Below are 23,695 nucleotides of genomic sequence, written 5' to 3' on the forward strand. Positions count from 1 at the left end.
GGGGTGTACTGTCGCCTTAAAAAGCGACGATTACATATATGAGCACACAAATTAAAAACATCAAAGCGGACTCTGTTATCGTTTCAGGTAACACTCCATTACACGGACAAGTAACAACTCAGGGTAGTAAGAATGCAGCCTTACCTATTTTAGCAGCGTTGCCATTAGTCCCAGAAGTTGAATTAACAAATGTACCGGATTTGTCCGATATACACGTAATGGTGGACATTTTAAAATATTTAGGCGCAGAAGGTTCTTTTAAAGACGGAGAGATCAAATTAAATCTACGAAACTTAATGAATCGCCCTATATCAGAAGATTTTTCTACTAAACTTAGAGCTTCTTCCTTGTTTCTCGGTCCTCTTCTCGGAAAATACGGCGAAACAAGAGTCTCTATGCCTGGCGGATGTGTTATAGGATCCCGCCCGCTTGATATTCATTTAAATGGGTTCAAGTCTCTCGGTGCAAACGTGAATTTAGAAGCAGGTAATAATATGGTAGATACTCCGAACGGTTTAGAAGGCGAATATACACTCCCCTTCCCATCTGTAGGTGCGACTCAAAATCTTATTTCCGCATCCGTTTTCTCTCCTTCAACAGTTCAGTTAAACAACGTAGCTGTTGAACCAGAGGTATTTGAATTGGTAGACTTCCTTAATGCAGCGGGCGCAAAAATTGAATTTTCGCATCCCAAAACTTTAACAATTACAGGTGTTAAGAAATTGAACTCTGTACGATTCAAAGTTCAACCAGATCGTATAGAAGCTTTCACTTTGTTAACAGCTGCTGTTGCATCAAAAGGTTCCGTAAGAGTAACACATTGCTGCCCAGACCATCTTAGCGCACCACTTCAAGCACTAGTTGATATGGGCGTTAAAGTTGAAATTGGCGATGATTGGATTGAAGCTTCATATGTAGGTCCGCTAAAAGGTGTTAAAATCGAAACAGGTGTGTTCCCTGCTTTCCCTACAGATTGTCAGCAACAAATTTCAATTCTTATGACTTTAGCAGAGACCCCATCAGTTTTAACTGAAAAAGTTTTTAATAGCCGTTTCCGTCATTTAGATGAATTAATGAAAATGGGTGCAGAAATTAAAGTAACTGAAAACAATGTTGCAGTCATCCACCCTTCTCAACTAACAGGTTGCCGTGTAGACAGCTATGATTTACGGGGTGCAGCAAGTATGATTATGGCGGGCATCGCCTCAAATGGAGTCACAACAGTACAGTCGCTTCGTTATTTGTACCGCGGCTACGAAGAGTTTATCGAGAAGTTGAATTTCCTTGGTGCTGAAATCTCTTATAAGCATTAAAATGAAGAGGCAAATTCTTGCCTCTTCATCATAATTATTAAAAAATAATGTTTTCTTTTGAAGGATTAAAGAAAAAAGGCTACAATATTAAAGATGGTCGATGGTTAATGGCCATTCTAATATCTAAATAATGTTTCGGAGGTAATTTTTATTATGAACAAGACAGATCTAATTAATGCAGTTTCTGAATCAGCAGAACTTTCAAAGAAAGATGCTACAAAAGCAGTTGACTCTGTTTTTGATACAATCTCAGACGCTCTAAAAAATGGCGATAAAATTCAACTGATTGGTTTCGGTAACTTCGAAGTTCGTGAGCGAGCTGCTCGAAAAGGACGAAATCCACAAACAGGTGAAGAAATTGAAATTGCAGCAAGTAAAGTACCTGCGTTCAAACCAGGAAAAGCACTTAAAGATGCAGTTAAGTAATTAGTAAACTTTATTGAATCGAAAGATTGTCAAAAAACCAACCTATTTTGGTTGGTTTTTTACTGTATATACTATTTCTATGAATTATGCTTCATTTTTTGCTTTAATTTCAGCATATTTCCAAGATTCTAAAATGTCTTTGTAAGTTTTGTCTTCGGTCCCAAAAGGTATGAAAATGCAAAATTCGTGTGCACTAAGAGGTGCAGTTTTGTCTCCAACAATTACCTTGATGTTGGGTTCCAACGTTTCAAGCCATTGAGCCGTTTCTTGTAAAAATGAAAGTAAATCATTAGACTTAATGTTTTGCCAATCACCATAATCAACTATATCCCTTTCTATTTCATTGTGCCAATACTCCATCACTATCATATAACCATATGTACCTTTTAACATCGCAGGATATCCTGCTTCTTCTTCAACTGCAATAAAATTCTCAAGCCAATTTAATACTTCTACTGGAATGTCAGGATCCATTTCTTCTAAGTGTCTTGTACCAATATAACGCAGATCTTCATTAAAATTCATATTAAGCAATCCTTCCTTTTTAAACAGATTTATTATTGATATTCCTAATGCATTTGCTATGCTTCTAATCGTTTGGTTATCTGGCTCTCTTTTGTTATTTTCCCAATTGTGCACCGTGTTTTTTGCGAAGTTAATTTCAGTTGCAAGTTTTTCTAAAGTCCATCCTCTCTCTATGCGATAATGCTTGATTCTTCTCCCTAATTCCATTTCACTATCGACCTTTCTATTCCATTATAATATGTGCTTTCTACTTTGTAGATTCCCGTTTCGAGAACTTTTTGTTTTTAATTATTATTAATGGATATTTTATTGTTAAAACTCTTGTCTTTTTTTAATATATATTAATCTTTGTTATTATTATATTTTATAAAAACATTATTATTTCAAAATTCTTATTTTTTTAATGGATTTCAAATCTTAAAAAATAAACAATAGATCACATCTATTGTTTAAACTTTCGCATCTGGAGGAACACTTATGAATATAAGTTATATTGTTAAATTACCTACTAATGAAACAAAGAGTTATTGTACATTCTTAGAAGCAATAAAGTGTGTATTTAGTTCCTTTTTAACACAACAATTTCCTGAAAAACAAGAAAGTGAAATAAAATATCTTACAGAAATTTTTTCTTCAGGATTTAATGTTGAACCAAAAAAAGAAGGCTACATACACATCTTCCCTCATTATGGGATTGATGTTATACATAACCTTCCTTTGAATAAAGCACTTTAACTAATCAGCTTTACTAATTCTCTTCCCGCCCTTTTTACTACAAATTTCGCATTTTCTCATAGCGGGAGCTGTTTTATAGAAGTCGTGTCCACAGTCAGCACATTTAGAGGGGGTTGGATTGGCTTTCAAACCGCCCTTTCTCTTATTTTTTCTCTCTTCTTTATTTTGACAGTCCGAACAATAAAGTTGAGCAGGTTTTTTTGGTTTAAAAGAATTATTGCATTCACGACAAATTCTATCCGCTGGATTCCAAGCGATTTCCCTCTTACTTGGAGTGAAAGATTTCATTGGATCAATCTTTATTATATATTCTCTTAGCTTCTCTTCATTTTCAAATACTTGATAGCCAGGTTTAGTCATAATCACCCTCCTGATTTGTACCTTTTACTATAATTTCTTACATAATTTATTTTGTCTCTTAGACAATAATAGCAAGGTTTTTCTAATAAAACAACTAATTTAAAATCGGGTGATTATATATGGTGGATAAATATGATCTTAAATATGGCATAAAATCAAAAACTAAGGACAAAATGATTTATTTTGCTTTGTCTATCTTTTTATTATTCGTATTATTTATCTTTTCTGATAAAAAAAGTGTTTTTAAATTGATAGTTCCAACAACTTCAAAAGAAGCAATTTCAGTATTATCTACAGTTTTTTTGTTCGGTTTAGTTATTTACTTAATTATATTGATTCTGCGTTTTTTGTTCGATATAAATACTTTTAAAAAAAATAATAAAAAGCTATTAATAAGAACCAGGGTTTTAAATAATGCGCAAAAGAGCAGAATCTTTAAAAAGATTTATATTTTTAAAGAACTGTATTCCATCATTATAAAACCAAGTGATAATTCATACAAATTAGATCCAATTCAATGGCGTTATTACGCAAAAAAATTAGGTAATCGCACAGACGCAGTATCTAAAAGTAAATATATCCACTTATTAGAAATGAAAGTGCGAGACAATAAACCTTTAAAAGATACTGAAATAGACTTCTTGAATGACTTAATGTTGGAATCGAAGCATCTAGAATTATTTCAAAAACTCAAACAAAACTCTAAAAAAAGAACCTAATGTATTAGGTTCTTTTTTATTTTACTCTTCTATAGCTTCATTATTCGGAGTAGATACATTATCACCCTCAATTATTCCCAAATGCACTTTAATGCGTTTATGTATTTCTTCTATAGTTTCAGGATGTTCTTTCAAATAAGTTTTAGCATTTTCCCTACCTTGACCTATTCTATCATCTCCAAACGAATACCAAGACCCAGACTTCTGCACAATTTCTAATTCAACACCTAAATCAATCAGCTCACCTTCAAAAGATATACCTTGCCCATAAAGAATATCAAACTCTGCTGTTCTAAAAGGAGGTGCGACTTTATTTTTCACAACTTTAACTTTAGTTTTATTACCAACAACTTTATCCTTATCTTTTAACTGTTCAGCTCTTCTAACTTCTAAACGAACCGAACTATAAAATTTTAGCGCTCTTCCACCAGGTGTTGTTTCTGGGTTACCAAACATAACTCCCACCTTTTCACGAATTTGATTAATAAAGATTGCAATTGTTTTCGATTTATTGATAACTCCAGATAATTTCCTCATAGCTTGGGACATTAAACGCGCTTGCAAACCAACGTGAGAATCACCCATATCTCCCTCTATTTCCGCTTTTGGTACCAACGCAGCCACAGAGTCAACTACTACAATATCCACAGCTCCACTTCTAACCAAAGCTTCTGTTATTTCTAAAGCTTGCTCACCTGTGTCTGGTTGCGAAATTAATAATTCATCTATATTAACCCCAATTGCTTTTGCATAAACAGGGTCAAGGGCGTGCTCAGCATCAACAAATGCAGCCGTTCCGCCTGCTTTTTGGACCTCTGCAATAGCGTGAAGAGAGACAGTCGTTTTACCTGAACTCTCGGGCCCATATATCTCAATTATCCTTCCTTTAGGATAACCAAATACTCCAAGAGCTTGGTTTAAATATAGAGATCCCGAACTTGTAACTTCAATCCTTGTATCTGTTTTCTCACCCAATTTCATTACTGAATTCTTCCCAAATTGTTTTTCGATCTGCTTTAGTGCAGCGTCTAAAGCTGCTTGTCTATCTGAATTCCCCATTTTTCTACCTCCAAATTTCATTATTTACTTAATTATTATAATTCATATTTTAATAAAAAAATAATTTTAAACGAAAAAATAAAAAGAACCCGTAAGTTACGAATTCTTTGTGTTTTTTCGTTTATTTTCTTTTTTCTTTTCCGAAAACAATCTTGTCTTATTAAAGGATTTTCCTGTTTCAATACCGTTATCATCAAGATTTTCTGCTGTTTTAGCTCTTTCATTCAATATCAAAATGTCTGTATTTTTCTCTTTATTTTTCAATTTATTTTTCACTTTGTGTTTTTTATTAGTTATTCTTGAAATAAGAGAAGATACAAATCCTATAACTAAATAACTGGCAATAAAAATTTGATTTACAGACCAGTTCATCGATGTATACTGCGCAACATATAATAATACAATTGTACTTGTAATGACAGAAACGATAAGACCATTAATTTCTGCATAACGATCACTTATAGTTCCAACATAAAAACCAGACGTCGCCATTACAACAAATAAAGCTGCTGTAAATAAAGGAAGAGACATATTAAACCCAGTAATAACAAGGAATCCAATAACGATCATATGCAGAATGACACTTATTAAAGTCCCCTTTGATATGACGTGGATATTATTGATTGTTTCTTTCACTTTAGAAATGACCTCCGATCCGGTTTGTAAACCAGTATTACTATAAAACTTTCGAAGATTTTTTGTATATCCTTAAAAAAAGTGAAAGAAAACGAAAAAATAAAAACTTGTCCAAATATTTTATTAAAAACAGTTGCACAAATTTCCACCGCATCTTATAATACAACTTATGTTTAACCACTTATATATAGTACGTGAAGAGGTGCTTTTTTATGAAGGTCGATATGAAAAAAATTGTTGAAGTTGAAAAAAATAATGGCAAGAACATATTTAGGGTTAAATCTGACCTTTTTAGAGCCAAGAAAGAAGGAACAATTTTCTTTAGCCAAGATGTTTCGAAACTAACTGAGAAGGAAGTCATTAATTTATACCACTCAGATTTCAGCAGCGATTTAGAAACTGATCGAAGTGCTTTTCCAATCCCAAGTGAAAAATTTGTTCTACCAAGCAATAAAGACGAGAAGTTCACATTATTCAAAACATATTACGAATCTTATTATCCAAATGCCAAAATGGATCATAACATATTCGAATCTTTTAATGCTAAACCCTTCAAAGCGAAAAAATGTGTTTGGTTTTTTCGAGAAGAGGCTTAAATACATATTTTATCACTGTTTCGAAAAATTAATCTAATGATGACATAATTTTTTCTTAATATTCAAAAGTCAAATGAAGTATGCGATCAATAAAATAACTACTTTTTGTTTTCTTTTTCTTGATATTCTTCTCCTTTTAGCTAATATATTTTCAGCTAGGAGGTGTTTTCCCTATGGAAATCAATGAAATCGTAAGCAGATTACAAAGCGCTCATCAACATTATGAACCAATTATTAGAGATAGAGATGTAATCATTCAAGAAGAAGTTGATTTGTTATTGAAATTCATCGAAAAGATCTATCCTTTTACAACAAAGAAAAAAATCAATGGCAAAGACTCTGTTTTAATTTATATTTTTCCCGAAAATGATCGAGACTTAATTAGTAATGATGTTTACCTCTCTTCTGACGGTTATATCGTTTATCAAGTGTATAATAAATCGGCGTACCTTGAAATTGTCCCAGATGCAGAGATAGAAAATGGATATGTCAAAACTCCAATCCACTATTTTCTTACATACAACCCATTAATAAAAATACTGAAATTCTTTCAGAATCGCCCGTCTAAATTAATAGATCAAGCAACCGAAACGGACGAATTGAATAATAAGCGCAAAGATCTTATAAACCTTCTAAATAATGTATTGTAAACCCTCATTTTAAAAAAATCGCCGCTGGCGGTTTTTTTAATTTCAGTATTGTTTTTTTAATTCTCTATAAAATATAATTCAGTTGAACTAAAAACCGGTATATTTTTCGAAAAAATAATTACCCCTTCTTTTATATTTCAAATCTTTTAACTTTTTGATGAAAGGCGGGAATCCTATTTAGGAGGAACAATGAATAATATTAAAGATAATATATTACAAAAAAGCTTATCCACTCTCTCCAACGAAGAGTTATTAGATCTCTATAAAGAGCATAATGATCTTACACCTTTGCGCCTTCTTTACACAAAAAATAAAGATAATCTTAATATGTTAAACGAAGATATGTTAATTGCTCTTTTACAAAATGGTTATCAGGATGTCAAAGCACTTCTATTTAAATTAGCTTTAGAAAATAATTATCAGTGTACCGATGAAACTCTTGTTCTTCTTGCCCAGGAAGAAGATCAAGATGCAAGAGAAATAATTGCTGTAAAATATATAGACTTTGTAAAACGTACAGTTAAGAGGAAAGGCCGTTATAACAGAGGTGATCAGGAAGAAGATTTAATTCAATCTGGCTACATCGGATTTTATAAGGCTATCAGGGATTTTAAAATTGAACGTAAACGCCCCTTCAAGATCTTTGTTCAGCACGTTATTAATTTCCATATCCAATCGATAATTAGCAGAGCAGGAAGCAATAAAATGAAAACTTTAAATGAAGCATATAGTTATCATTCCCCTGTTTGCAAAAATGACTCTGAGAATACTTTTGAACACCTGTTGAAGTCTGAAGACTTCCGTCCAGAACATCATCTTATAACCACAGAAACTTTCTGGGAAGTTTGGAATACGTTTTCTGAAACTGAAAAATCCGTATGTTGGTATTACGCAGAGGATTATTCATACGAAGAAATAGGGAAAATTGTATTTAGAAAGACTCATCCAACTGTAGAAGCGCAAATCAAAGCTGTAGATAACACAATGCAGCGGATCAAATCTAAGCGAGAAGATTTCATTAAGCAATTAAAAAAGTCTAAATAAGGACTGCAAAAAATGAACTCTACAAGTAAAATGATATTAAAAACGATATTTAAAATAATTGTAATGATTCTTTACCTCACTTTTTCAATTCATTTTACCACCTATTTATTTTCCCTCACCTTTTTCACAACTCCCAGCGGAAAGGAAGTTAGAGAAGTTCCTTACTCTTCTTTCGAAAATGTCATTAGCAAAACATTTAAGAAAAATACGGAACCTTACTTGGTTGAGAAAAAGAACGGGAATTTGTACTACTATACTGATGACATTGTATATTCTTCACGCGTTCCGGATGGAACCATAAAAGAAATGAATAAGTATAGCAATAGGTCAGAAAATACATCAAAGATATTAGAAAAATATAATATGCCTTATAAATATTATGAATTCTCTTGGTTAATGTTTTTTGTGCTTATATTCTCTGTAATCCTATTGTTTGCATTTTTCTTTCTCTTGTTGTTCTTAATGGATTTTAGAGGACGCAAAAAAGCACAAAATGAATTAGATTATTCTAATATCAATTCTGAAAAAGTGTTTATGACTGATCTCCCTAAAATTAATCTTAAAGATATCGGGGGTTTATCTCCTCAAGTCAGCGAGGAAATTAATCAAGCTATAATGTTATTTCATAATCACAAAAATCTTAATACCTTTAAAATAAAACCTATAAACGGCATTCTTTTATATGGTCCTCCAGGAACCGGTAAGACAATGCTTGCTAAAGCCATCGCAAACGAAATAAACGCAAAATACTTTCAAGTCAACGGCCCTGAATTTGTCGAAAGGTATGTTGGCGTAGGCCCATCTAGAGTGAGAGAATTATTCAAAGAAGCAAGGAAAAATCAACCTAGTGTCGTTTTTATCGACGAAATAGATGCTATTGGAATGAAAAGAGAGTCCGAAAATAATTCCGAATCAAGAAATACATTGAATCAATTATTAATTGAGCTTTCAAATATTCAAAACGAACAAGTGTTAGTTATGGCCTCTACTAACCATCAAACTGGCTTAGATCCAGCGTTGGTACGTTCCGGTAGATTTGATTATAAAATCAATATCGGACTTCCAGATATCAAAGGTCGTCGAGAAATTATAGAGATCAAAACCAAAGATATACCTATGGATAAACATTTGTCGGATAAATTAGATGATCTTTCTCGTTCTATGTTTGGAATGAGTGGCGCAGATATAGAAGATATTTTTCAAAAAGCTCAAATCATTGCTTTACAGGAAGAACGATCTTATATAACGTATCAAGATGTTCAAAATGGAATTGACAGAATTATTTTAGGCACTAGGGGCCGGATTACCCATTCTGAAGAAATCATTAAACGTATCGCTTATCACGAATCAGGTCACGCTTTATTAACCTCGCTGCTAAGACCAAATATGATTCAAAAAGTTACTATAATCCCTCATTCAGACATCCTTGGGGTTGTTTTGGTCAAAGAGGAAGAAAATACTCAATTAAAAACGTCTAAAGAACTTATGGATCAAGTGTGCATTTTATTAGCCGGGGGTTTAACCGAAGAATTATACTTTAACGAACACTCGTTAGGCGTATCTCAAGATTATGAACAGTCAAAAAAAATTGCAACAAATATGGTTAATGATTTAGGTATGACCTTGGAAGGCTTCTCTTTCACCACAAAATCAGATAGTGACAAAGAAATTAAAAAGATCATTAATAATTGTTTTGAAAAAACCAGACAATTATTAAAACAAAATTCACTTGCATTAAAAAAAATAGCGGAAAACCTTATAGAAAAAGAAACATTAACTGGCGATGAAGTCAATTTAATAGTCAACGAAATAATTAAGCAATAATAAAAACGCAGGATTATTCCTGCGTTTTTATTTTAGTCATTTTTTTAAATTTGCTTGATGTTTGATCTGTTAACGTGTGAACTGCTGACGATAGGACATTCCCGACAATGATTAAGAAAAATACAATTTTGTATTGCTCAATAAAAATTAATAAATCTTTTATCAAAAAAACTGTTGAAACAAAAGGCAAGAAGTTAAACAACATAACTGGGATAATTAATACACTCATCATATACGAATACCTAATCAAATCACCAATTATGTATCCGTGAGTCCATATAGATCGATGTTTAAATGTTTGATAAGGATACCATATAAATTTTAATATCCCCCATCTTTTAAAAGGTCTGCTCGGCAAATCAAGATCAGGGTTTAAATAAAAGGTCCCTATAAGGTAACCAATAATAATAAAAATCCCCTCTATATATCTGCTTTTATTAAATACTGTAGCTGCAACTAATATTGCAAATACCAAAAAAGAAATGTTTAATTTTTCGTGAGTTTTCCCGTTAGCCACTTATATGCACCTTTTTAAATCAAATTTGATTTAGTATAAATTAAATTATTTTATTTAATATAACTAGCCACTATCCACCCTAAATTTCCTTGGGCATCTTTCACTTGAATCCAACTATAACCACTCACAGTTTGAGTTTGTCCAGTTGGTGTAACCTTTTCTCCATTCGCCAATTGTTTTACGACTCTAGCTCCAGTCGATGGAGTAGACCTCATATTAATTTTATTTCCAATAACAGTTTTTGTAGCAGTTGGGCTAGTTGTGGCCGGAGAAGTCGCCGGAGGACTCGCTGGAGAAGTTGTTTGAGGAGTTGTAGCTTTTACAGTTGAAGTCTGAGAACCACTCGAATCATTAACTTTTGAATTAAGTTCGTCAGTAGTAACTTTTAATTCTTTTACCTGTTTAGTGAGTTGATCATAACCAGTTTTCAATTCCCCTACATCTTGATTGTTCCCACTTTGTGAGAAAGACATAAAAGTCAATAAAACAGTTATTAGCAACCCAAATAGAATAAATAAAATTATTAAAGATAATTTTCGATTCATCATTATAAATTACACCTCTTATTCTCTTATTTATGATCTTTTTATTTTTCTCCTTTTAAAAAGGATTTCTTTCTTTTTTGGAATAAAAACTAATAGAGTTATTTCTAGGAGGTTTATCCGAATGCCAAAAATAGGCGATGTAATTGAAGTTAAGGTAGTAAAAGTGCTTCCAAGCGGTGCGATATTAACTGCAAATGATTCATATGATTATTTCTTGCATATCAAAGATGCCAAAACAAAATCAAGCGGATACATTAAACATATGTCAGATATAATTACTGTTGGTGAAACAGTAAAAGCAAGGATTACTTCTTCAAAAAGACATAAAGGAAAAATATCTTTCCAACTCTCGTTATCTTTATTAGATGAAGATAAGTATAGAAAAGAAGTTTTTGAATCTAAAATGAGGGATTATTTAAAAACCTCTGAAGATACTTTGAAACAAGTTAGGCAGAATAAAGAAAGAAAACAAAACAATGGAAAAAGAAATCGAAGAACAAAATAAATAAAAACCAGATTCCTTTTTGAGTCTGGTTTTTTGCTTTTCATCCTTTCTGTTCAACAAAACGAATAAATCGATCTTTCTCCTGATAAGTTTTTAAACGGTTTAGACATTCTTGAATCGTGTTCTCCTTGCCTTTACCATTTTTTATCGAATGAGTAAAATAGTTTTGGATAGAGTTTAATCTATTCATATAACCCCCCCTTTCAATTAATCTGAAATAGATGTTAGACTACATTTTATTTTTTTGTGAAAAAAATAAAAAAAATCTCCGGAATTTATTCCAGGAGATTAGTAAGGCAATATTTTATTTTTTAGGTTATCAATACTCTTATAATTTTTGCTTCTAAAGAGTTTAACACTGAATGGAGACTTCGTAATCGTTACTGATTTTATATCCTTAAACTTCCCCTCATTTCCGTCAAAAACGACTCTGAAAGGTATTTGCTTTTTGTAACTAGGTAATATTGTAACTTCATTATTTGTTTTCAGAATCACAGCATTCGAGAGAGAACGATATCTGCTGTTGTTAATTGGATGGAGGGGTACTAATTGCAAGACATCATCACAATCATAAGAAATAGGCCCATTCGCAGAAAGATTATAAGCGGTAGAACCCAACGAGGAAGATATTACTACACCATCACCAGATATTTGGGTAAGCTTTTCTCCGTTTATCTGAATTTCAGAATGAATTACTTTCGTCTCTTTTCTTTCAATAACTAAATCATTAACAAAATATAAACGTTTTGTTTGATTTTTCGTCGTAACTAATGCTTCGTAAACGGGTATAGATTGTAACCAATAATCTTTCTTTTTGATCATTTCAAAAATACTGTCTACTTCATCAAATGAAAATTCGTGCAAGTATCCTAAATTACCAGTGTTTATCCCAATGAGCACTGGTGGATTGATTTTCATATTTTTTTTAATCGCTTTTAAAAATGTACCATCCCCCCCGACAACAAACATAAAATCTCCATCTCTTCCAGTACCAAAACCGTTCTCTTTTATTTTATTGTTTAGCATTTCTCTTTTTTCTTGATTTTTGGGAAGAAAGTTATTATAGATACTAATCGTTCGCATTATATCCACCTCTTTTCTTACCTTTCTTTAAACAACCTCATACCCTTGTCTAATCAGTTCGTAAGAGCTCTTTTCATTCATAAAAAAATGAAGGAAAAAACAAATTAAAACACAATTAACATCCAAAAGTTTTACTATTTGAAAGGGTGTAAGTTTTGGAAAGAATCGAGATATCATTGGAAGCTATGTTCGAACTGGTTAAACAGTCTTCCGAAAATATAGGACACTACGATCCCATATCAGAAACGCTAAGCATCTTCCCTCACGAAAAAGACGAACTACTAGAAACAATTCAAAGTTCAATAGAAGATTATATTTCAAAAGAATTAGAAGGTGACGTCGAGGAGGAACTCGTAGATTTCACCGAAGATGATACGTTCTTATTGTCAGATGACGACGAAGACGACGATGATGATGACGACGAAGATGACGAGGAATAAATAAACTATTTTTATAAGGAGCAAAAAGCTAATGGCCTCTTTTTTACTCTTGTTACTACTGATCATCCCCTTTCTAATTAAGTGGAAGTCTTCAGACTTCATCTTGTCTGAAAAAAGCTATGGTTTTTTCCTGATTTGGCTTTCAAGATTATTAACCGCGTTTATCATTAATTCATTTTTATATTATTGGTTTGACTTGAACTCAATCTATGTTATGTATTTCTTTATAGGTTACTTTGTCTTATGTCTTATAAAAGAAATCAAATTATATGTACGCACTAAAAAAACAGTACTTTTATAGTACTGTTTTTTATTGAATAACAAAATTCTCAATGTAAAGATTTTTAATAGTCTCTTGATCAAATCCCAATTCTCTATTGATGCCGTCCTTAAGATAATTTCTCAATGTTTCTCTATTTTTAATTTGTGTTTCATTAGCTTTCATCATAAGTTCCCCAATAGTATCGTTGATTTTCAATTCCATAGGTGTTGCTACTTTATCTTTAGAAGATGAATGAGATTCACTGCTTTTTTCAGCTTTTTCAGCTTCTTTTTTAGTTTCATAACCAACATATTTGTAATATGCTTCATCCCCAGCAAAATCTAAAGTAATGTTCATTTTTACAACAAAATCACCATTTCCTGCGCTAAGCAGTTGGTCTGTCAAAGTTACAGTATGATGACTTTCTGTGGAATATGGATTCCAACTATTAGATTTAGTTGATGATTCAGAAGCTGTTGATGTTGTATCATCATTCGAAGAGGAACTTTTTTTATAAAACCAAAATCCCACTCCAGCACCTGCTAATAATAAAACAACTATGATAATAATTATTAATTTTTTATTCATTTTTTGCTTTCACCTCCCGCTTTCAATAAACCATCTTGATTTTCACGTTTAACAAGAATTTCAACTCTTCTGTTTGCCTTTCTTCCGTGTTCAACGGAATTATCCGCAACCGGTCTGTATTCTCCATATCCAGAAGCAGAAAATCTTGTCGGATCGAGTTTAGGTGTGAAATTAACCATTTCTCTCAAAACACTTAATGAACGAGCTGCTGATAATTCCCAGTTTGACGGGTATTGACTATTACTTATTGGAATATTATCTGTATGTCCATCAATTGTTACAGGATTATTAATTGTAGATAGAATTAATCCAATATTTCCGATGATTGCTGTACTTTTTTCATCTTTAAGAGTAGCTGATCCTGAATTAAACAATATATCATCTGTTAAAACAATTTTTAGTCCTTCGTCAGTCAACTTAGTTTGAATTTCTCCGGATACCCCTTGTTTACCAGCTTCTTCATCTATCTTTTCTTTAACTTTTCTTAAAGAGCTTTGTTCTGAGACTGACTCCATAGTTTTTTGTTCTTCACTTGTAGCAGCTTGCCCTCTTTGTCTACTTTCTCCTCCTTGAGAGTTCAACTGAGGTAGCAAAGATTCAGCGCTCGGGTGAAATGCCAAAGTTAATTGTTCTGCCAAAGCCTCTAATTTGGACTCGTCAGGACTACTCATTGCATAAAGGATTATAAAGAATGCTAGCAATAATGTGATTAAATCTGAATATGTAACTAGATACCTCTCGTGGTTAACGTGTCCGTGCGCTTTCTTTTTCATTACTCTTCCTCTTTTCCAGGTTTAGACGGCTTGTTAAGCAACGCATCAGGTAGAAATGATTCTAGTTTCTTTTTTAACATTGTAGGATTTGCTCCTTGCTGAATACCCAGTATTCCGTTCATAGCTATTTCTTTGTACAAGACTTCCATTGTACTTTTACCTTTTAATTTTTCTGCAAAAGGCAAGAACACTAAGTTGGCCGATGCTACCCCCATAAAAGTTGCGAGAAAGGCTGTAGCTATACCGTGACCTAATTCTTCAATACCAGCACTTCCTAAACTTCCTAGTATAGTAACAAGCCCAAGAACTGTACCGATGATCCCCATTGTAGGCGCAAACCCACCCGCTTGTTCAAATGGTTTAGCTCCAGTATGATGTCGTTCCATCATAGCTTCAATTTCTTTTTCTAAAAGTTCTTTAATCACTTCATAATCACTGCCATCTAAAACATAATTCATCCCTTTTTTAACGAATGGATCTTCAATTTTTTCAGCTATGTTACCTAGAGCAACTACCCCGTCTCTTCTTGCCACTTTTCCCCATTCAATCATATTTTCAATTAAAGCTTGAAAATCGTATGAGACATCTGTAAAAATATATTTAAATAGTTTCGGCATATCTTTTAAAGTACTCATACTCATAGTAACCGTTACAACACCAATGGTACCTCCAAAAATAATTAATAAAGGAGATACTGCTAACAAGGCACCAAATTCTCCGCCCTCAAGAGAGTACCCGATTCCGATACCTAATAAGGCTATAAGTAAACCGCCGATTGAGGTTAAGTCGATTTTTCTTTTCATCAAACGGTTCCTCCTTTCTAACTGGGAGTACATTATAAAAATATGATTAAAAAAACAAGTTTTTTAACAATTATTTTTAAGGAGAAAACTAAATGATTAATACAAAAAAGATTAACCTTTATTCTTCCTTTCCTGTAATGAATTATGGTAATTATTTTTCAGACAAAGCACTAAAACCACTGATTTACAAAACAGGTCTCGATGAAGATACACTTTTGCCATTAAAAGATGGAATCTCTAAAAATTTTTTATTAAAAGCAGAACACGAACTTTCATTAAAAAACGAAATACATATATATGGTTGGTTTTTGACTAATAATCAACACTCTCTAATTTACAAATTGGCACAAAAATATAATGCTGAGATTTCTTTTTATTATCTAGATAAATCAATGGAAGAATTGTTTGATTCTTATAAGGAAAATGGAGGTAGCTTTCACTATAGCGATTTTTTGAATCTATATACAAATGCTTTTGATTTTCCAACAGAAGGCGTTTCTAAAATATATTTAGAAAGATTATAAAACTCTGTTCTCCCCCTGTTTTTTATTTCTTTTGAGAATATAATGACCATACAAAATGAAAAATAAGGGGATTATACATATGTACAACACTTTTTTTCCTAACGTCGTTGAAGATACTCCTCGTGGAGAAAGAATTTATGATATGCCTTCACGTTTGCTTAAAGACCGCATTATTCTAATGTATGGTGGTGTTGATGGCAATATGGCCGCTTCTATTACCTCGCAACTTCTTTTTTTAGAAAGCCAAGATCCTGAAAAAGATATTACGATGTACATTAATAGCCCTGGCGGAAGTATCACCGATGGTATGGCCATTTATGATACGATGAATTTAATTAAACCTGACGTCTCAACAATATGTGTGGGTATGGCAGCTTCAATGGGAGCATTCTTGTTATCTTCTGGTGCTAAAGGTAAACGATTTGCCCTTCCAAATTCAGAAGTAATGATTCATCAACCACTTGGTGGAGCGCAAGGTCAAGCAACAGAGATTGATATTGCTGCAAAACGTATTCTAAGAATGAAAGAGAGTTTAACTAAAACCCTAGCAGAAAATACAGGACAGCCATTTGAAAAAGTTAAACACGATTGCGAACGTGATTACTTTCTACTCTCAGAAGAAGCGAAAGAATATGGGCTTGTTGATGACATCATTCGTCGTCGATAAATATAACAAACAAAAGTGCAGATCATAGGCTCTGCACTTTTGTTTGTTTTTAGAATTTTCTTTTTCGAATACGAAATCAAGATAAATATACATTATAAAATGAAAACCATTACACTTATGAGTAATGGTTTGTTTATATATCTTTTACAGCTAGCTAACTCAATACCTAATTTAGCAAATCTGGCCTTACAGCTTTTAATCGATTTTCAAATATATCTTTCGAATGTTTAGGAACAATTCTTACCACTCTGTCAACACTTCCATCATTAATTGCCATTGCAATATCTTTCTCCAGAAGCATTTTTTTATATAGAGTTCTCTTCATTTTTTTTTCAAACCAACCCATTACCTCACCCACCTTTCTTTTTAATGCGATGTTTCATCCACAAACTTCTCTATTACCTATTATAAGCAAAAACTTTCTTAAATACCCACTTTTAGGTTTTTTCTTATCTTGAAAATCGGTTTAATACTTAAATATAATTCTATAAAACATCAAAGGGAGTGAAGAAATGGATGCGACAGAATTATTAAATGATATTCGCAGATTAAAAAGCAGTTTAAATAATAAAAGAATTAGAAGAAGAAACGAATCCCGATCAGATTATATAAAAAGAAAAGCTAAATATAAATGTTGTTATTGCCACAGACACTTAGATAAAAAAAAATTAACCACTTCTCTTGAACCCTTCCACATTGTTAAAAATAAAGAAACTGTTAATGATATACTCACATATTATAGAACAAGCAAAGAGCAACTACTGAATTTAAACCCCAAATTAAGTTTAGAGGATATTCAGACTGGAACGCTATTAAGAGTCCCTGAGTTTTTTAAGATATTTCCTAATACGCACGGCATTTGCTATTGCGATAAATGCAGTAATTATAGAAATACATTGAATATGGATCACGTATCTTTTATATTCCATCTAATCCAAAAAAGACGAAACGTACGAGACGAAATAACTCCAGAACTAAGAAGGAAAATTTATGCTAGAGATAATTATAAATGTGTTTACTGCCAAATAGAATATGGAGAGACCAAACCAAATACATTTTTAACACTCGATCATAAAAACCCAATTGTTAGCGGCGGCGATAATAGCGAGGAAAATTTATGCACATCTTGCAATTTTCATAATTTTGAAAAAGGCGAAATGAAATTCAACTACTACATAAATAGGATTAAAAATAGAAGATTCAAAAGAGAAAATTTATGTATTTAGAAAATAAAAGAGCCATTTTAAATGGCTCTTCTTTTATGCTTGTTTTTTTATTTTTATATTGTCTTTGAAAGCATCAATATATTTACCAATGTCCCCCGCTCCCATAAACAACAAAACAGCATTTCTATGGTCTGTTAACTTATCAATGGTCTCGAGTGTTAATACTTCTGATCCTGGGATAAGATTAGTTAAATGATTTATACTCAATGTTTCCGCAGACTCTCGCGCAGATCCAAATATACTACAACCATACACTTTATCTGCTTTACCAAGAGAACTCTTGAATCCTTCTAAAAAGGTAGCAGTCCTTGTATAAGTATGCGGTTGAAAAACAGCAACCAGCTGTTTATCCGGAAACTTTTGACGCGCAGCTTCAATCGTGACCTCAATTTCTTTAGGGTGATGAGCGTAATCATCAACAACAACAAAGTCATTCCATTTTTCTACGTTAAATCTTCTTTTTGCGCCCGCAAAACTCAATAAATGTGGTGCGACATTACTTATACTCATTCCTTCTAAAAGACAAACAGTTATAACAGCTAGTGCGTTTTGGATGGCGTGATTTCCGTGTTGCGGTATTTTGACCATCCCCTGTTTCTCCCCTTTAAAATACACTTCAAACATAGTGAATTCCGGTCTGACTTTAATGTTTTGAGCGTTTACTATATTATGTTCATTTATGCCGTATGTTATTGCTTGATTATATCTATTTAATTTAGAAGTGTTAAGGTCATCTCCACAAACAATTACTTTCTTTTTTGTATTCTTTGCAAATCCATTGAACGCGTCTAATACATCCTCTATACCTGTAAAGTAATCAGGATGATCATAATCAACATTAGTGATAATGGAATAGTCAGCGTTATATTTCAGAAAATGTCTTTTATATTCACAAGCTTCAAAAGCAAAAAATTTGCTTTGTTTTTCTCCATATCCAGTTCCGTCACCAATCAATGCACTAGTTGGAAATTGATTCTTTAATACGTGCGCTAATAGACTAGTTGTTGAAGTTTTTCCGTGTGTGCCACTCACACCTATGGACACAAAACGTTGCATAAAAACCCCTAAAAACTCGTGATATCTATAATGCCTATAATTTTCATCAAGTACCTTTTTAACTTCTTTGTTTTTTTCATCAAAAGCATTACCGATAATATAAATATGTTCTCCGCTGATGTTTTTTTCATCAAACGGAAACATCTTAATTCCTCTCTTTTCTAGCCCTTTTTGTGTGAACAATGTTTCTTCTATGTCTGAACCCTGAACAGGGTATCCATTATCAAATAATATTTGAGCTAAACTACTCATTCCCGAACCTTTTATTCCAATAAAATGAAAGAATTCTTTCACTACTCATTTCCTCCAAACGTTAACTTATTACATAAAATCAATTAATGCATTTTTCTCTTAATCCTATTAAAGGTATTCACAAACCCCCGCTTAAAAACATTTATAATAAGAGAGGTGCTTTTTATGTTTAAAATCTGTATTAAATATCACAGGGATTTCTATGATCACCTTATATCGAAAAACATACCAAATACAGATGGCATTTTTATTTTTTTACATAAGGAACATTTCGCAGAAATAACATCTTCTTTTTTCACTGATTACATAATTGAAACCGAGCTAGATAATCTAATTAAAAATAAACTCCTATCTAATAATCAAAAAGATGATTTTTTTTCCCTCATAGATATTCAACTTAAAAAAGAGATTCAATACTACTGCGTTAATCTGCTTTATCATACCCTCAATGATCATATTGAATTTTCTATTGATAGATTTATTTCTTTTTCAGCTTCTGACATTCAAAAATATATTAAAAATACATTTTATGAACATTTGTCTTATTCCAAAAAAAATGCCAAAGAAATAAGCTTTGGAAAAGAGAAAACAGATATTGTTTATATGGTAGTAGAACCGAATGGGTCAATCACATTGGAGAAGAAAGATTGTACTGTAATCGGCAATTATTCTTATTACCAGCAGGAGCAAGCAGTAGCAGAAGTTTTGTTTCTTAATCCATTTCAACTAATTGTATACGACTCATTACATTTATTACAACCAGAGATGACAATATGTTTAAAAAAATACCTGAAAGGAAAGGTGGTTTTCATTGAACAAGAACATCCCCTACGTGAAAATAGAACGCAATAAAAATAATCATCAGTTTTATTTATTGGACTCACCTATTCACCCTGATAGACTTTTTCCTAAGCTGCTAAAGATAAACCCACCTATTATTTTCGTCCGCGTATATAAAAATGGGACGAAATATTGGGAGGCATATTACATCATTAAAAAAATAGAACAAATAGAAAAATTCATATGGAAAGCTTACAATTTCAAATTGTAAATATTATTATTTCAGATGCGACTAAACCTTTGTCGTGTCTGTTTTTTTAACTCAAAATCAATCTTTTTTTGTTCATTTAGTTGCATTACCTCCCTTTTTATATATGATGTGGGCGACTTAAAGGGGGGATTGTTTTGATGAAAACAAGTTCTTATTTTTTAACTTTAACTCTTTCTTTAAGCTTGTTAACCCCTTTTGCCACTAACGTAAAAGCTGCAACGTATACAGAACCAAATTTCGAATCACCAATATCAATTCGTTTAGGTTATACAGCTTTTCAAAAAACCTCGTATTCTTTTACTATTAATGGCAATTATTCAATCTCAGGAAAAAATAGCCTGTTGTTAACAAGCGGAACATATACAGTGAAAAATTCTAGCGGTACCATACAACTATTAAAAGACAATTCTATTATTTACTCAGGAACAACGATTACTTTATTTCCTTTAAATTATGATCGTAACAATTGTATTAAACTTGGTTCTTATTGTTTTTTAGGAGATATTACTTTTAGATTAAAAGGAAATAACGTATTACCAGTTAATACGTTGTCGCAAGAAGATTATTTGCTTGGTGTTGTTTCTTCTGAGATGTCAAACGATTGGGGGAAATATGGCGGATTCGAAGCACTTAAAGCACAAGCAATTACGGCTAGAACATATTCATATGGTGATGTTGGAAAAGAAATAGACAACGGACAAAGTTATCAAGTCTATAACGGATATAATTCTTCTTATGGGTATGTAGAAGATGCTGTAGATGCTACCAGAAAGCAAATCATAACTTATAATGGAGCATCTATTAACAATAATGCAGTCTTCTCTTCTTCTAACGGCGGAACCGTCTTATCCAAAATAAATTCTTGGGGAACCGCAAGTTGGAACAATATTTCGTACTTATCTAGAATTACCGATCCTTACGATCAAAGATCAGGAAGTTCAAACACCAATTGGACTTTCTCTATAAATAAAAATCAAATAAATTTATCTGGATTAGATTTAACTAGGCCCGAAAACTGGTGGAATTCAGTTTTTGAAAACTCCACTGACTCATCAAAAATAAGTTCTTTAAAAAGCTTTATTAAGCGATATCTAACTACTTATGCTAATTATGATTTGAAAATTGTTACTATTGATACTTTGGATTTTACAGATCATAATGACAATCCAACCAGCAGCACGCAATTAAACGGTCATATCAAGATATCATTTTTGGCCTATAACCCAGCAACAAAAACATACGTTAAAAACACAGATGGAACAATCAAAGTATTAACATTCGATAAAACAACTAGAACGTATGATTATTATCTTTATAATGCCTTTGGAAGCGGTGTTCTTAAAAGCCCTAACATCAAAACTTCAACTTCAAATACAAGCCAATATGTTATTACTGGCGGAGGTTGGGGCCACGGGATAGGACTAAGCCAATGGGGTGCTTATCAACGCTCTAAAGAAGGACAAAAAGCACAACAAATAGTTTCTTTTTATTATCCTGGCACAGCTATAACTTCATTTGTTCCTGGCACTAACACAAATAATAATAATACCTCCACGTCACCATCAAAAGGCGGATCTTTTGCAACAGCAAATATGGCTATCAATCTTAGAGACATCAAAAGTTGGTCTGGTAATGTGATAACGGTTATAAGCAAAGGAGCAACTATGGAGATTCTTGATACAAGCTCTGATTGGTACAGAGTTTCTTATGCCGGAAAATACGGTTATGTCCATAAAGATTATATTACAGCTCAACAAAGTATCCCCGATCAATCCCCTACTCCTTCTGTGGTTTCTCCTGAAATACAGATTAAAAATACAACAAATACACAATCAACATTTCACGGCGAATACACAATCAACCAAAAAGCAATTGTTTCTGTTAGATTAACCGGCCCAAATGGTTATAATAAATTAACGTTTTTGAATACGTTAGATTCCGGTTCTTATGCTTTTGGAGGACCAATTTCATCTGCCCCTCCAGGAACTTACACGGTAACCGTAACCGCTACTGCTGGTGATAAATCAGTTTCTAAAACAGCTACTTTTGTTAAAAAAGAAAGCCCATCAATAACAGTTACGGATATAGATTCAACAAATTCAACTTTCTCGGGCTATTACTCAGTAGATCAAGATAGCAAAGTGGCCATTCATTTAACTGGTCAAGGTGTAAATAAATTCATCTACTCTCAAGATGTTAAAGCCGGCCAATATAAATTTGGCGGACCTATTCTTGATAGCTTCCCTAACGGTTTATATACAATTACAATCGAAGCCGATAATGGAATCGATAAAACCTTACAAACAAAGACCTTTAATATTAACCGAGGATTACCAACCACGATTAATTTAAATACTTTTAGTTTTTCAAATGCTGTTTATTACGGTACTTATACCATTGACAAGGATTCGTTGGTATCAATACTCTTAAAAGGACCAGGATTACAAAAACTAACGTATTATCAACAATTAAGCTCTGGAAGCTACGCATATGCAGGTAATATAAGCAGTTTCCCTAAAGGTAACTATACAGTTACTATTACAACTAAAAATCAATACGGAATTACAAACACAGCATCAAAAAGTTTCACTTATGGCACTTCCGCAGCTATTAACGCGTATAGAGTAGTAAGTGGAGATACTTTATGGTCAATATCAAGAAAAACGAATACGTCTGTGGATACACTAATGAAATTAAATAATTTATCATCTAGTGTTGTTAAGGTTGGTCAAACCCTCAAAACAAGATAAGCGGTAATACGCAAGGGTATATTTCCCTTGCGTATTACTTTGTACAAAACCTACATTTACTCAAAAAAAAGAATTGGATTTTACCAATTCTTTTTTAGATATATTAATTAAATGATTTCATATGTAACTGCTTCATCCGTATATGAATCTTTAGGTATATAGTCAGTTATGATCGGGTTTTCCGCATCAAACTTAGCCATTTCCTCGATTGTCATATCTTTATCATAGTTCTCTTTTTTCGGCTCGTATTCCCATACATAAGTTCTAGTTAATTTTAATCTGATTTTAGATTTTTCTGTGTTTGCGGTTTCGTTTTCAGCCTTCTCATCATTAACTTTACCGTAGTATAATTTATATTCTTCAATAAGATCTGTTTCGATAACATCACAAAAGTCTTCGTCTTCTGATTGTAAATAAACCTCATCGTTTTCTTCTAAATATTCTTTTGCTTCATTATAATCAGTAAATGCCTCTGATCCTATACCGCTTTCCACAGTAAAAATGCAAGCTCGTTTAATATATTCACTTGTTTTAAGTTTAACATCAGCTAGAACAAACCCTTTAGGCGCTAAGCGTTCAATTTTTTCCATTAATTTATCAATTTCATTTTGGATAACTCTAATTGTAGTCAGGTTAAGTTTAGACGACATAGAGTCTTCCAAGTCTCTTATTTCTTTTCTTAATTTAGCAATTTCATTTAAAATAACTGCCACTTTTGTTTCCACCTTTGATATGTATTTTGTTCCTTTTCTTACTGACAGTATAT

General features: G+C 32.5%; 29 protein-coding genes. 15 read left to right on the plus strand and 14 right to left on the minus strand.

Features of this window, described 5'->3' with window-relative positions; translation table 11 throughout:
- Positions 1-38 precede the first annotated feature (38 nt).
- Positions 39-1,313, plus strand: a complete 1,275-nt coding sequence (gene murA, locus AAGG74_RS18955; RefSeq protein WP_429676776.1) for a UDP-N-acetylglucosamine 1-carboxyvinyltransferase — start codon at positions 39-41, stop codon at positions 1,311-1,313.
- 153 nt (positions 1,314-1,466) lie between these two features.
- A complete protein-coding gene (locus tag AAGG74_RS18960; protein WP_429676777.1) occupies positions 1,467-1,739 on the plus strand; it encodes an HU family DNA-binding protein in 273 nt (90 codons plus the stop codon).
- An 84-nt stretch (positions 1,740-1,823) separates the two neighbouring features.
- Here the strand turns inward: AAGG74_RS18960 and AAGG74_RS18965 are convergent, their stop codons facing one another.
- A complete protein-coding gene (locus tag AAGG74_RS18965; protein ID WP_429676778.1) occupies positions 1,824-2,471 on the minus strand; it encodes a helix-turn-helix domain-containing protein in 648 nt (215 codons plus the stop codon).
- A 270-nt stretch (positions 2,472-2,741) separates the two neighbouring features.
- Between AAGG74_RS18965 and AAGG74_RS18970 the strand changes: the two genes are divergently transcribed.
- Positions 2,742-2,999 carry a hypothetical protein gene (locus AAGG74_RS18970; protein ID WP_429676779.1) on the plus strand — a complete coding sequence of 86 codons (258 nt, stop codon included), beginning with the start codon at positions 2,742-2,744 and terminating at the stop codon, positions 2,997-2,999.
- Here AAGG74_RS18970 and AAGG74_RS18975 read toward each other — a convergent pair whose 3' ends face one another.
- Positions 3,000-3,359, minus strand: a complete 360-nt coding sequence (locus AAGG74_RS18975; protein WP_429676780.1) for a hypothetical protein — start codon at positions 3,357-3,359, stop codon at positions 3,000-3,002. It abuts the gene before it with no gap.
- 119 nt (positions 3,360-3,478) lie between these two features.
- Here AAGG74_RS18975 and AAGG74_RS18980 point away from each other — a divergent pair, with 119 nt between their 5' ends.
- The gene (locus AAGG74_RS18980; protein WP_429676781.1) at positions 3,479-4,078 is read left to right on the plus strand and encodes a hypothetical protein; all 600 of its coding nucleotides are present in this window, start codon (positions 3,479-3,481) and stop codon (positions 4,076-4,078) included.
- 21 nt (positions 4,079-4,099) lie between these two features.
- Here the strand turns inward: AAGG74_RS18980 and recA are convergent, their stop codons facing one another.
- Entirely contained in the window at positions 4,100-5,137 is a 1,038-nt protein-coding gene (gene recA / locus AAGG74_RS18985) for a recombinase RecA (RefSeq protein WP_429676782.1), read from the minus strand.
- Between the two features lie 96 nt (positions 5,138-5,233).
- On the minus strand, positions 5,234-5,773 hold the full coding sequence (locus tag AAGG74_RS18990) for a hypothetical protein (RefSeq protein WP_429676783.1): 540 nt from the start codon (positions 5,771-5,773) through the stop codon (positions 5,234-5,236).
- A 212-nt stretch (positions 5,774-5,985) separates the two neighbouring features.
- Here AAGG74_RS18990 and AAGG74_RS18995 point away from each other — a divergent pair, with 212 nt between their 5' ends.
- The 4 genes from AAGG74_RS18995 to AAGG74_RS19010 all read left to right on the plus strand — a co-directional run bounded on the left by AAGG74_RS18995 (position 5,986) and on the right by AAGG74_RS19010 (position 9,887).
- Complete coding sequence (locus AAGG74_RS18995) at positions 5,986-6,369, plus strand: hypothetical protein (protein ID WP_429676784.1); 384 nt, start codon at positions 5,986-5,988, stop codon at positions 6,367-6,369.
- A gap of 173 nt (positions 6,370-6,542) precedes the next feature.
- Positions 6,543-7,019, plus strand: a complete 477-nt coding sequence (locus tag AAGG74_RS19000) for a hypothetical protein (RefSeq protein ID WP_429676785.1) — start codon at positions 6,543-6,545, stop codon at positions 7,017-7,019.
- Positions 7,020-7,208: 189 nt separating this feature from the next.
- Positions 7,209-8,063 (plus strand): sigma factor, encoded by an 855-nt coding sequence (locus AAGG74_RS19005; protein ID WP_429676786.1) that lies wholly within the window; start codon positions 7,209-7,211, stop codon positions 8,061-8,063.
- Between the two features lie 12 nt (positions 8,064-8,075).
- Positions 8,076-9,887: an AAA family ATPase gene (locus AAGG74_RS19010; protein WP_429676787.1), complete on the plus strand. Its 1,812-nt coding sequence runs from the start codon at positions 8,076-8,078 to the stop codon at positions 9,885-9,887.
- Positions 9,888-9,900: 13 nt separating this feature from the next.
- Here AAGG74_RS19010 and AAGG74_RS19015 read toward each other — a convergent pair whose 3' ends face one another.
- Together AAGG74_RS19015 and AAGG74_RS19020 are read right to left on the minus strand one after the other, a co-directional pair.
- Positions 9,901-10,404, minus strand: coding sequence for a metal-binding protein (locus AAGG74_RS19015; protein ID WP_429676788.1), 504 nt, complete (start codon positions 10,402-10,404; stop codon positions 9,901-9,903).
- 50 nt (positions 10,405-10,454) lie between these two features.
- Complete coding sequence (locus tag AAGG74_RS19020) at positions 10,455-10,952, minus strand: SH3 domain-containing protein (RefSeq protein ID WP_429676789.1); 498 nt, start codon at positions 10,950-10,952, stop codon at positions 10,455-10,457.
- Positions 10,953-11,070: 118 nt separating this feature from the next.
- On the opposite strand from AAGG74_RS19020, the gene AAGG74_RS19025 reads away from it, so the two are divergent.
- A complete protein-coding gene (locus AAGG74_RS19025; protein WP_429676790.1) occupies positions 11,071-11,454 on the plus strand; it encodes a S1 RNA-binding domain-containing protein in 384 nt (127 codons plus the stop codon).
- Positions 11,455-11,494: 40 nt separating this feature from the next.
- Here AAGG74_RS19025 and AAGG74_RS19030 read toward each other — a convergent pair whose 3' ends face one another.
- Together AAGG74_RS19030 and AAGG74_RS19035 are read right to left on the minus strand one after the other, a co-directional pair.
- The gene (locus AAGG74_RS19030) at positions 11,495-11,644 is read right to left on the minus strand and encodes a hypothetical protein (protein ID WP_429676791.1); all 150 of its coding nucleotides are present in this window, start codon (positions 11,642-11,644) and stop codon (positions 11,495-11,497) included.
- A 98-nt stretch (positions 11,645-11,742) separates the two neighbouring features.
- Positions 11,743-12,537, minus strand: coding sequence for an NAD(+)/NADH kinase (locus tag AAGG74_RS19035; RefSeq protein ID WP_429676792.1), 795 nt, complete (start codon positions 12,535-12,537; stop codon positions 11,743-11,745).
- 155 nt (positions 12,538-12,692) lie between these two features.
- Here AAGG74_RS19035 and AAGG74_RS19040 point away from each other — a divergent pair, with 155 nt between their 5' ends.
- Positions 12,693-12,977, plus strand: a complete 285-nt coding sequence (locus AAGG74_RS19040) for a hypothetical protein (RefSeq protein WP_429676793.1) — start codon at positions 12,693-12,695, stop codon at positions 12,975-12,977.
- A 310-nt stretch (positions 12,978-13,287) separates the two neighbouring features.
- Here AAGG74_RS19040 and AAGG74_RS19045 read toward each other — a convergent pair whose 3' ends face one another.
- Genes AAGG74_RS19045 through AAGG74_RS19055 form a run of 3 tightly spaced genes read right to left on the minus strand, consistent with a single transcriptional unit; the run spans position 13,288 to position 15,403 of the window.
- A complete protein-coding gene (locus AAGG74_RS19045; protein WP_429676794.1) occupies positions 13,288-13,827 on the minus strand; it encodes a flagellar basal body-associated FliL family protein in 540 nt (179 codons plus the stop codon).
- Positions 13,824-14,600, minus strand: coding sequence for a flagellar motor protein MotB (locus AAGG74_RS19050; protein ID WP_429676795.1), 777 nt, complete (start codon positions 14,598-14,600; stop codon positions 13,824-13,826). Before AAGG74_RS19050 ends, AAGG74_RS19045 begins: the two co-directional genes overlap by 4 nt.
- The gene (locus AAGG74_RS19055) at positions 14,600-15,403 is read right to left on the minus strand and encodes a motility protein A (protein ID WP_429676796.1); all 804 of its coding nucleotides are present in this window, start codon (positions 15,401-15,403) and stop codon (positions 14,600-14,602) included. The genes AAGG74_RS19050 and AAGG74_RS19055 overlap by 1 nt, the downstream gene beginning before the upstream one ends.
- Before the next feature lie 92 nt (positions 15,404-15,495).
- On the opposite strand from AAGG74_RS19055, the gene AAGG74_RS19060 reads away from it, so the two are divergent.
- Positions 15,496-15,927 carry a hypothetical protein gene (locus AAGG74_RS19060; RefSeq protein ID WP_429676797.1) on the plus strand — a complete coding sequence of 144 codons (432 nt, stop codon included), beginning with the start codon at positions 15,496-15,498 and terminating at the stop codon, positions 15,925-15,927.
- Positions 15,928-16,006: 79 nt separating this feature from the next.
- Positions 16,007-16,594, plus strand: a complete 588-nt coding sequence (clpP, locus tag AAGG74_RS19065; RefSeq protein ID WP_429676798.1) for an ATP-dependent Clp endopeptidase proteolytic subunit ClpP — start codon at positions 16,007-16,009, stop codon at positions 16,592-16,594.
- Positions 16,595-16,760: 166 nt separating this feature from the next.
- Here the strand turns inward: clpP and AAGG74_RS19070 are convergent, their stop codons facing one another.
- Positions 16,761-16,940, minus strand: coding sequence for a hypothetical protein (locus AAGG74_RS19070; RefSeq protein ID WP_429676799.1), 180 nt, complete (start codon positions 16,938-16,940; stop codon positions 16,761-16,763).
- 166 nt (positions 16,941-17,106) lie between these two features.
- On the opposite strand from AAGG74_RS19070, the gene AAGG74_RS19075 reads away from it, so the two are divergent.
- Positions 17,107-17,820, plus strand: coding sequence for an endonuclease domain-containing protein (locus tag AAGG74_RS19075; protein WP_429676800.1), 714 nt, complete (start codon positions 17,107-17,109; stop codon positions 17,818-17,820).
- A gap of 33 nt (positions 17,821-17,853) precedes the next feature.
- Here AAGG74_RS19075 and murC read toward each other — a convergent pair whose 3' ends face one another.
- Positions 17,854-19,170: a UDP-N-acetylmuramate--L-alanine ligase gene (gene murC, locus AAGG74_RS19080; RefSeq protein WP_429676801.1), complete on the minus strand. Its 1,317-nt coding sequence runs from the start codon at positions 19,168-19,170 to the stop codon at positions 17,854-17,856.
- A gap of 123 nt (positions 19,171-19,293) precedes the next feature.
- On the opposite strand from murC, the gene AAGG74_RS19085 reads away from it, so the two are divergent.
- Together AAGG74_RS19085 and AAGG74_RS19090 are read left to right on the plus strand one after the other, a co-directional pair.
- Complete coding sequence (locus AAGG74_RS19085) at positions 19,294-19,980, plus strand: hypothetical protein (RefSeq protein ID WP_429676802.1); 687 nt, start codon at positions 19,294-19,296, stop codon at positions 19,978-19,980.
- Positions 19,981-20,316: 336 nt separating this feature from the next.
- On the plus strand, positions 20,317-22,929 hold the full coding sequence (locus tag AAGG74_RS19090; RefSeq protein ID WP_429676871.1) for a SpoIID/LytB domain-containing protein: 2,613 nt from the start codon (positions 20,317-20,319) through the stop codon (positions 22,927-22,929).
- 107 nt (positions 22,930-23,036) lie between these two features.
- On the opposite strand, the gene AAGG74_RS19095 is transcribed toward AAGG74_RS19090, so the two are convergent.
- Positions 23,037-23,642: a V-type ATP synthase subunit I domain-containing protein gene (locus tag AAGG74_RS19095; RefSeq protein WP_429676803.1), complete on the minus strand. Its 606-nt coding sequence runs from the start codon at positions 23,640-23,642 to the stop codon at positions 23,037-23,039.
- Between the last annotated feature and the right edge of the window lie 53 nt (positions 23,643-23,695).

Source organism: Bacillus mexicanus, assembly GCF_050445615.1.
Taxonomy (GTDB): Bacteria; Bacillota; Bacilli; order Bacillales; family Bacillaceae; genus Bacillus; species Bacillus mexicanus.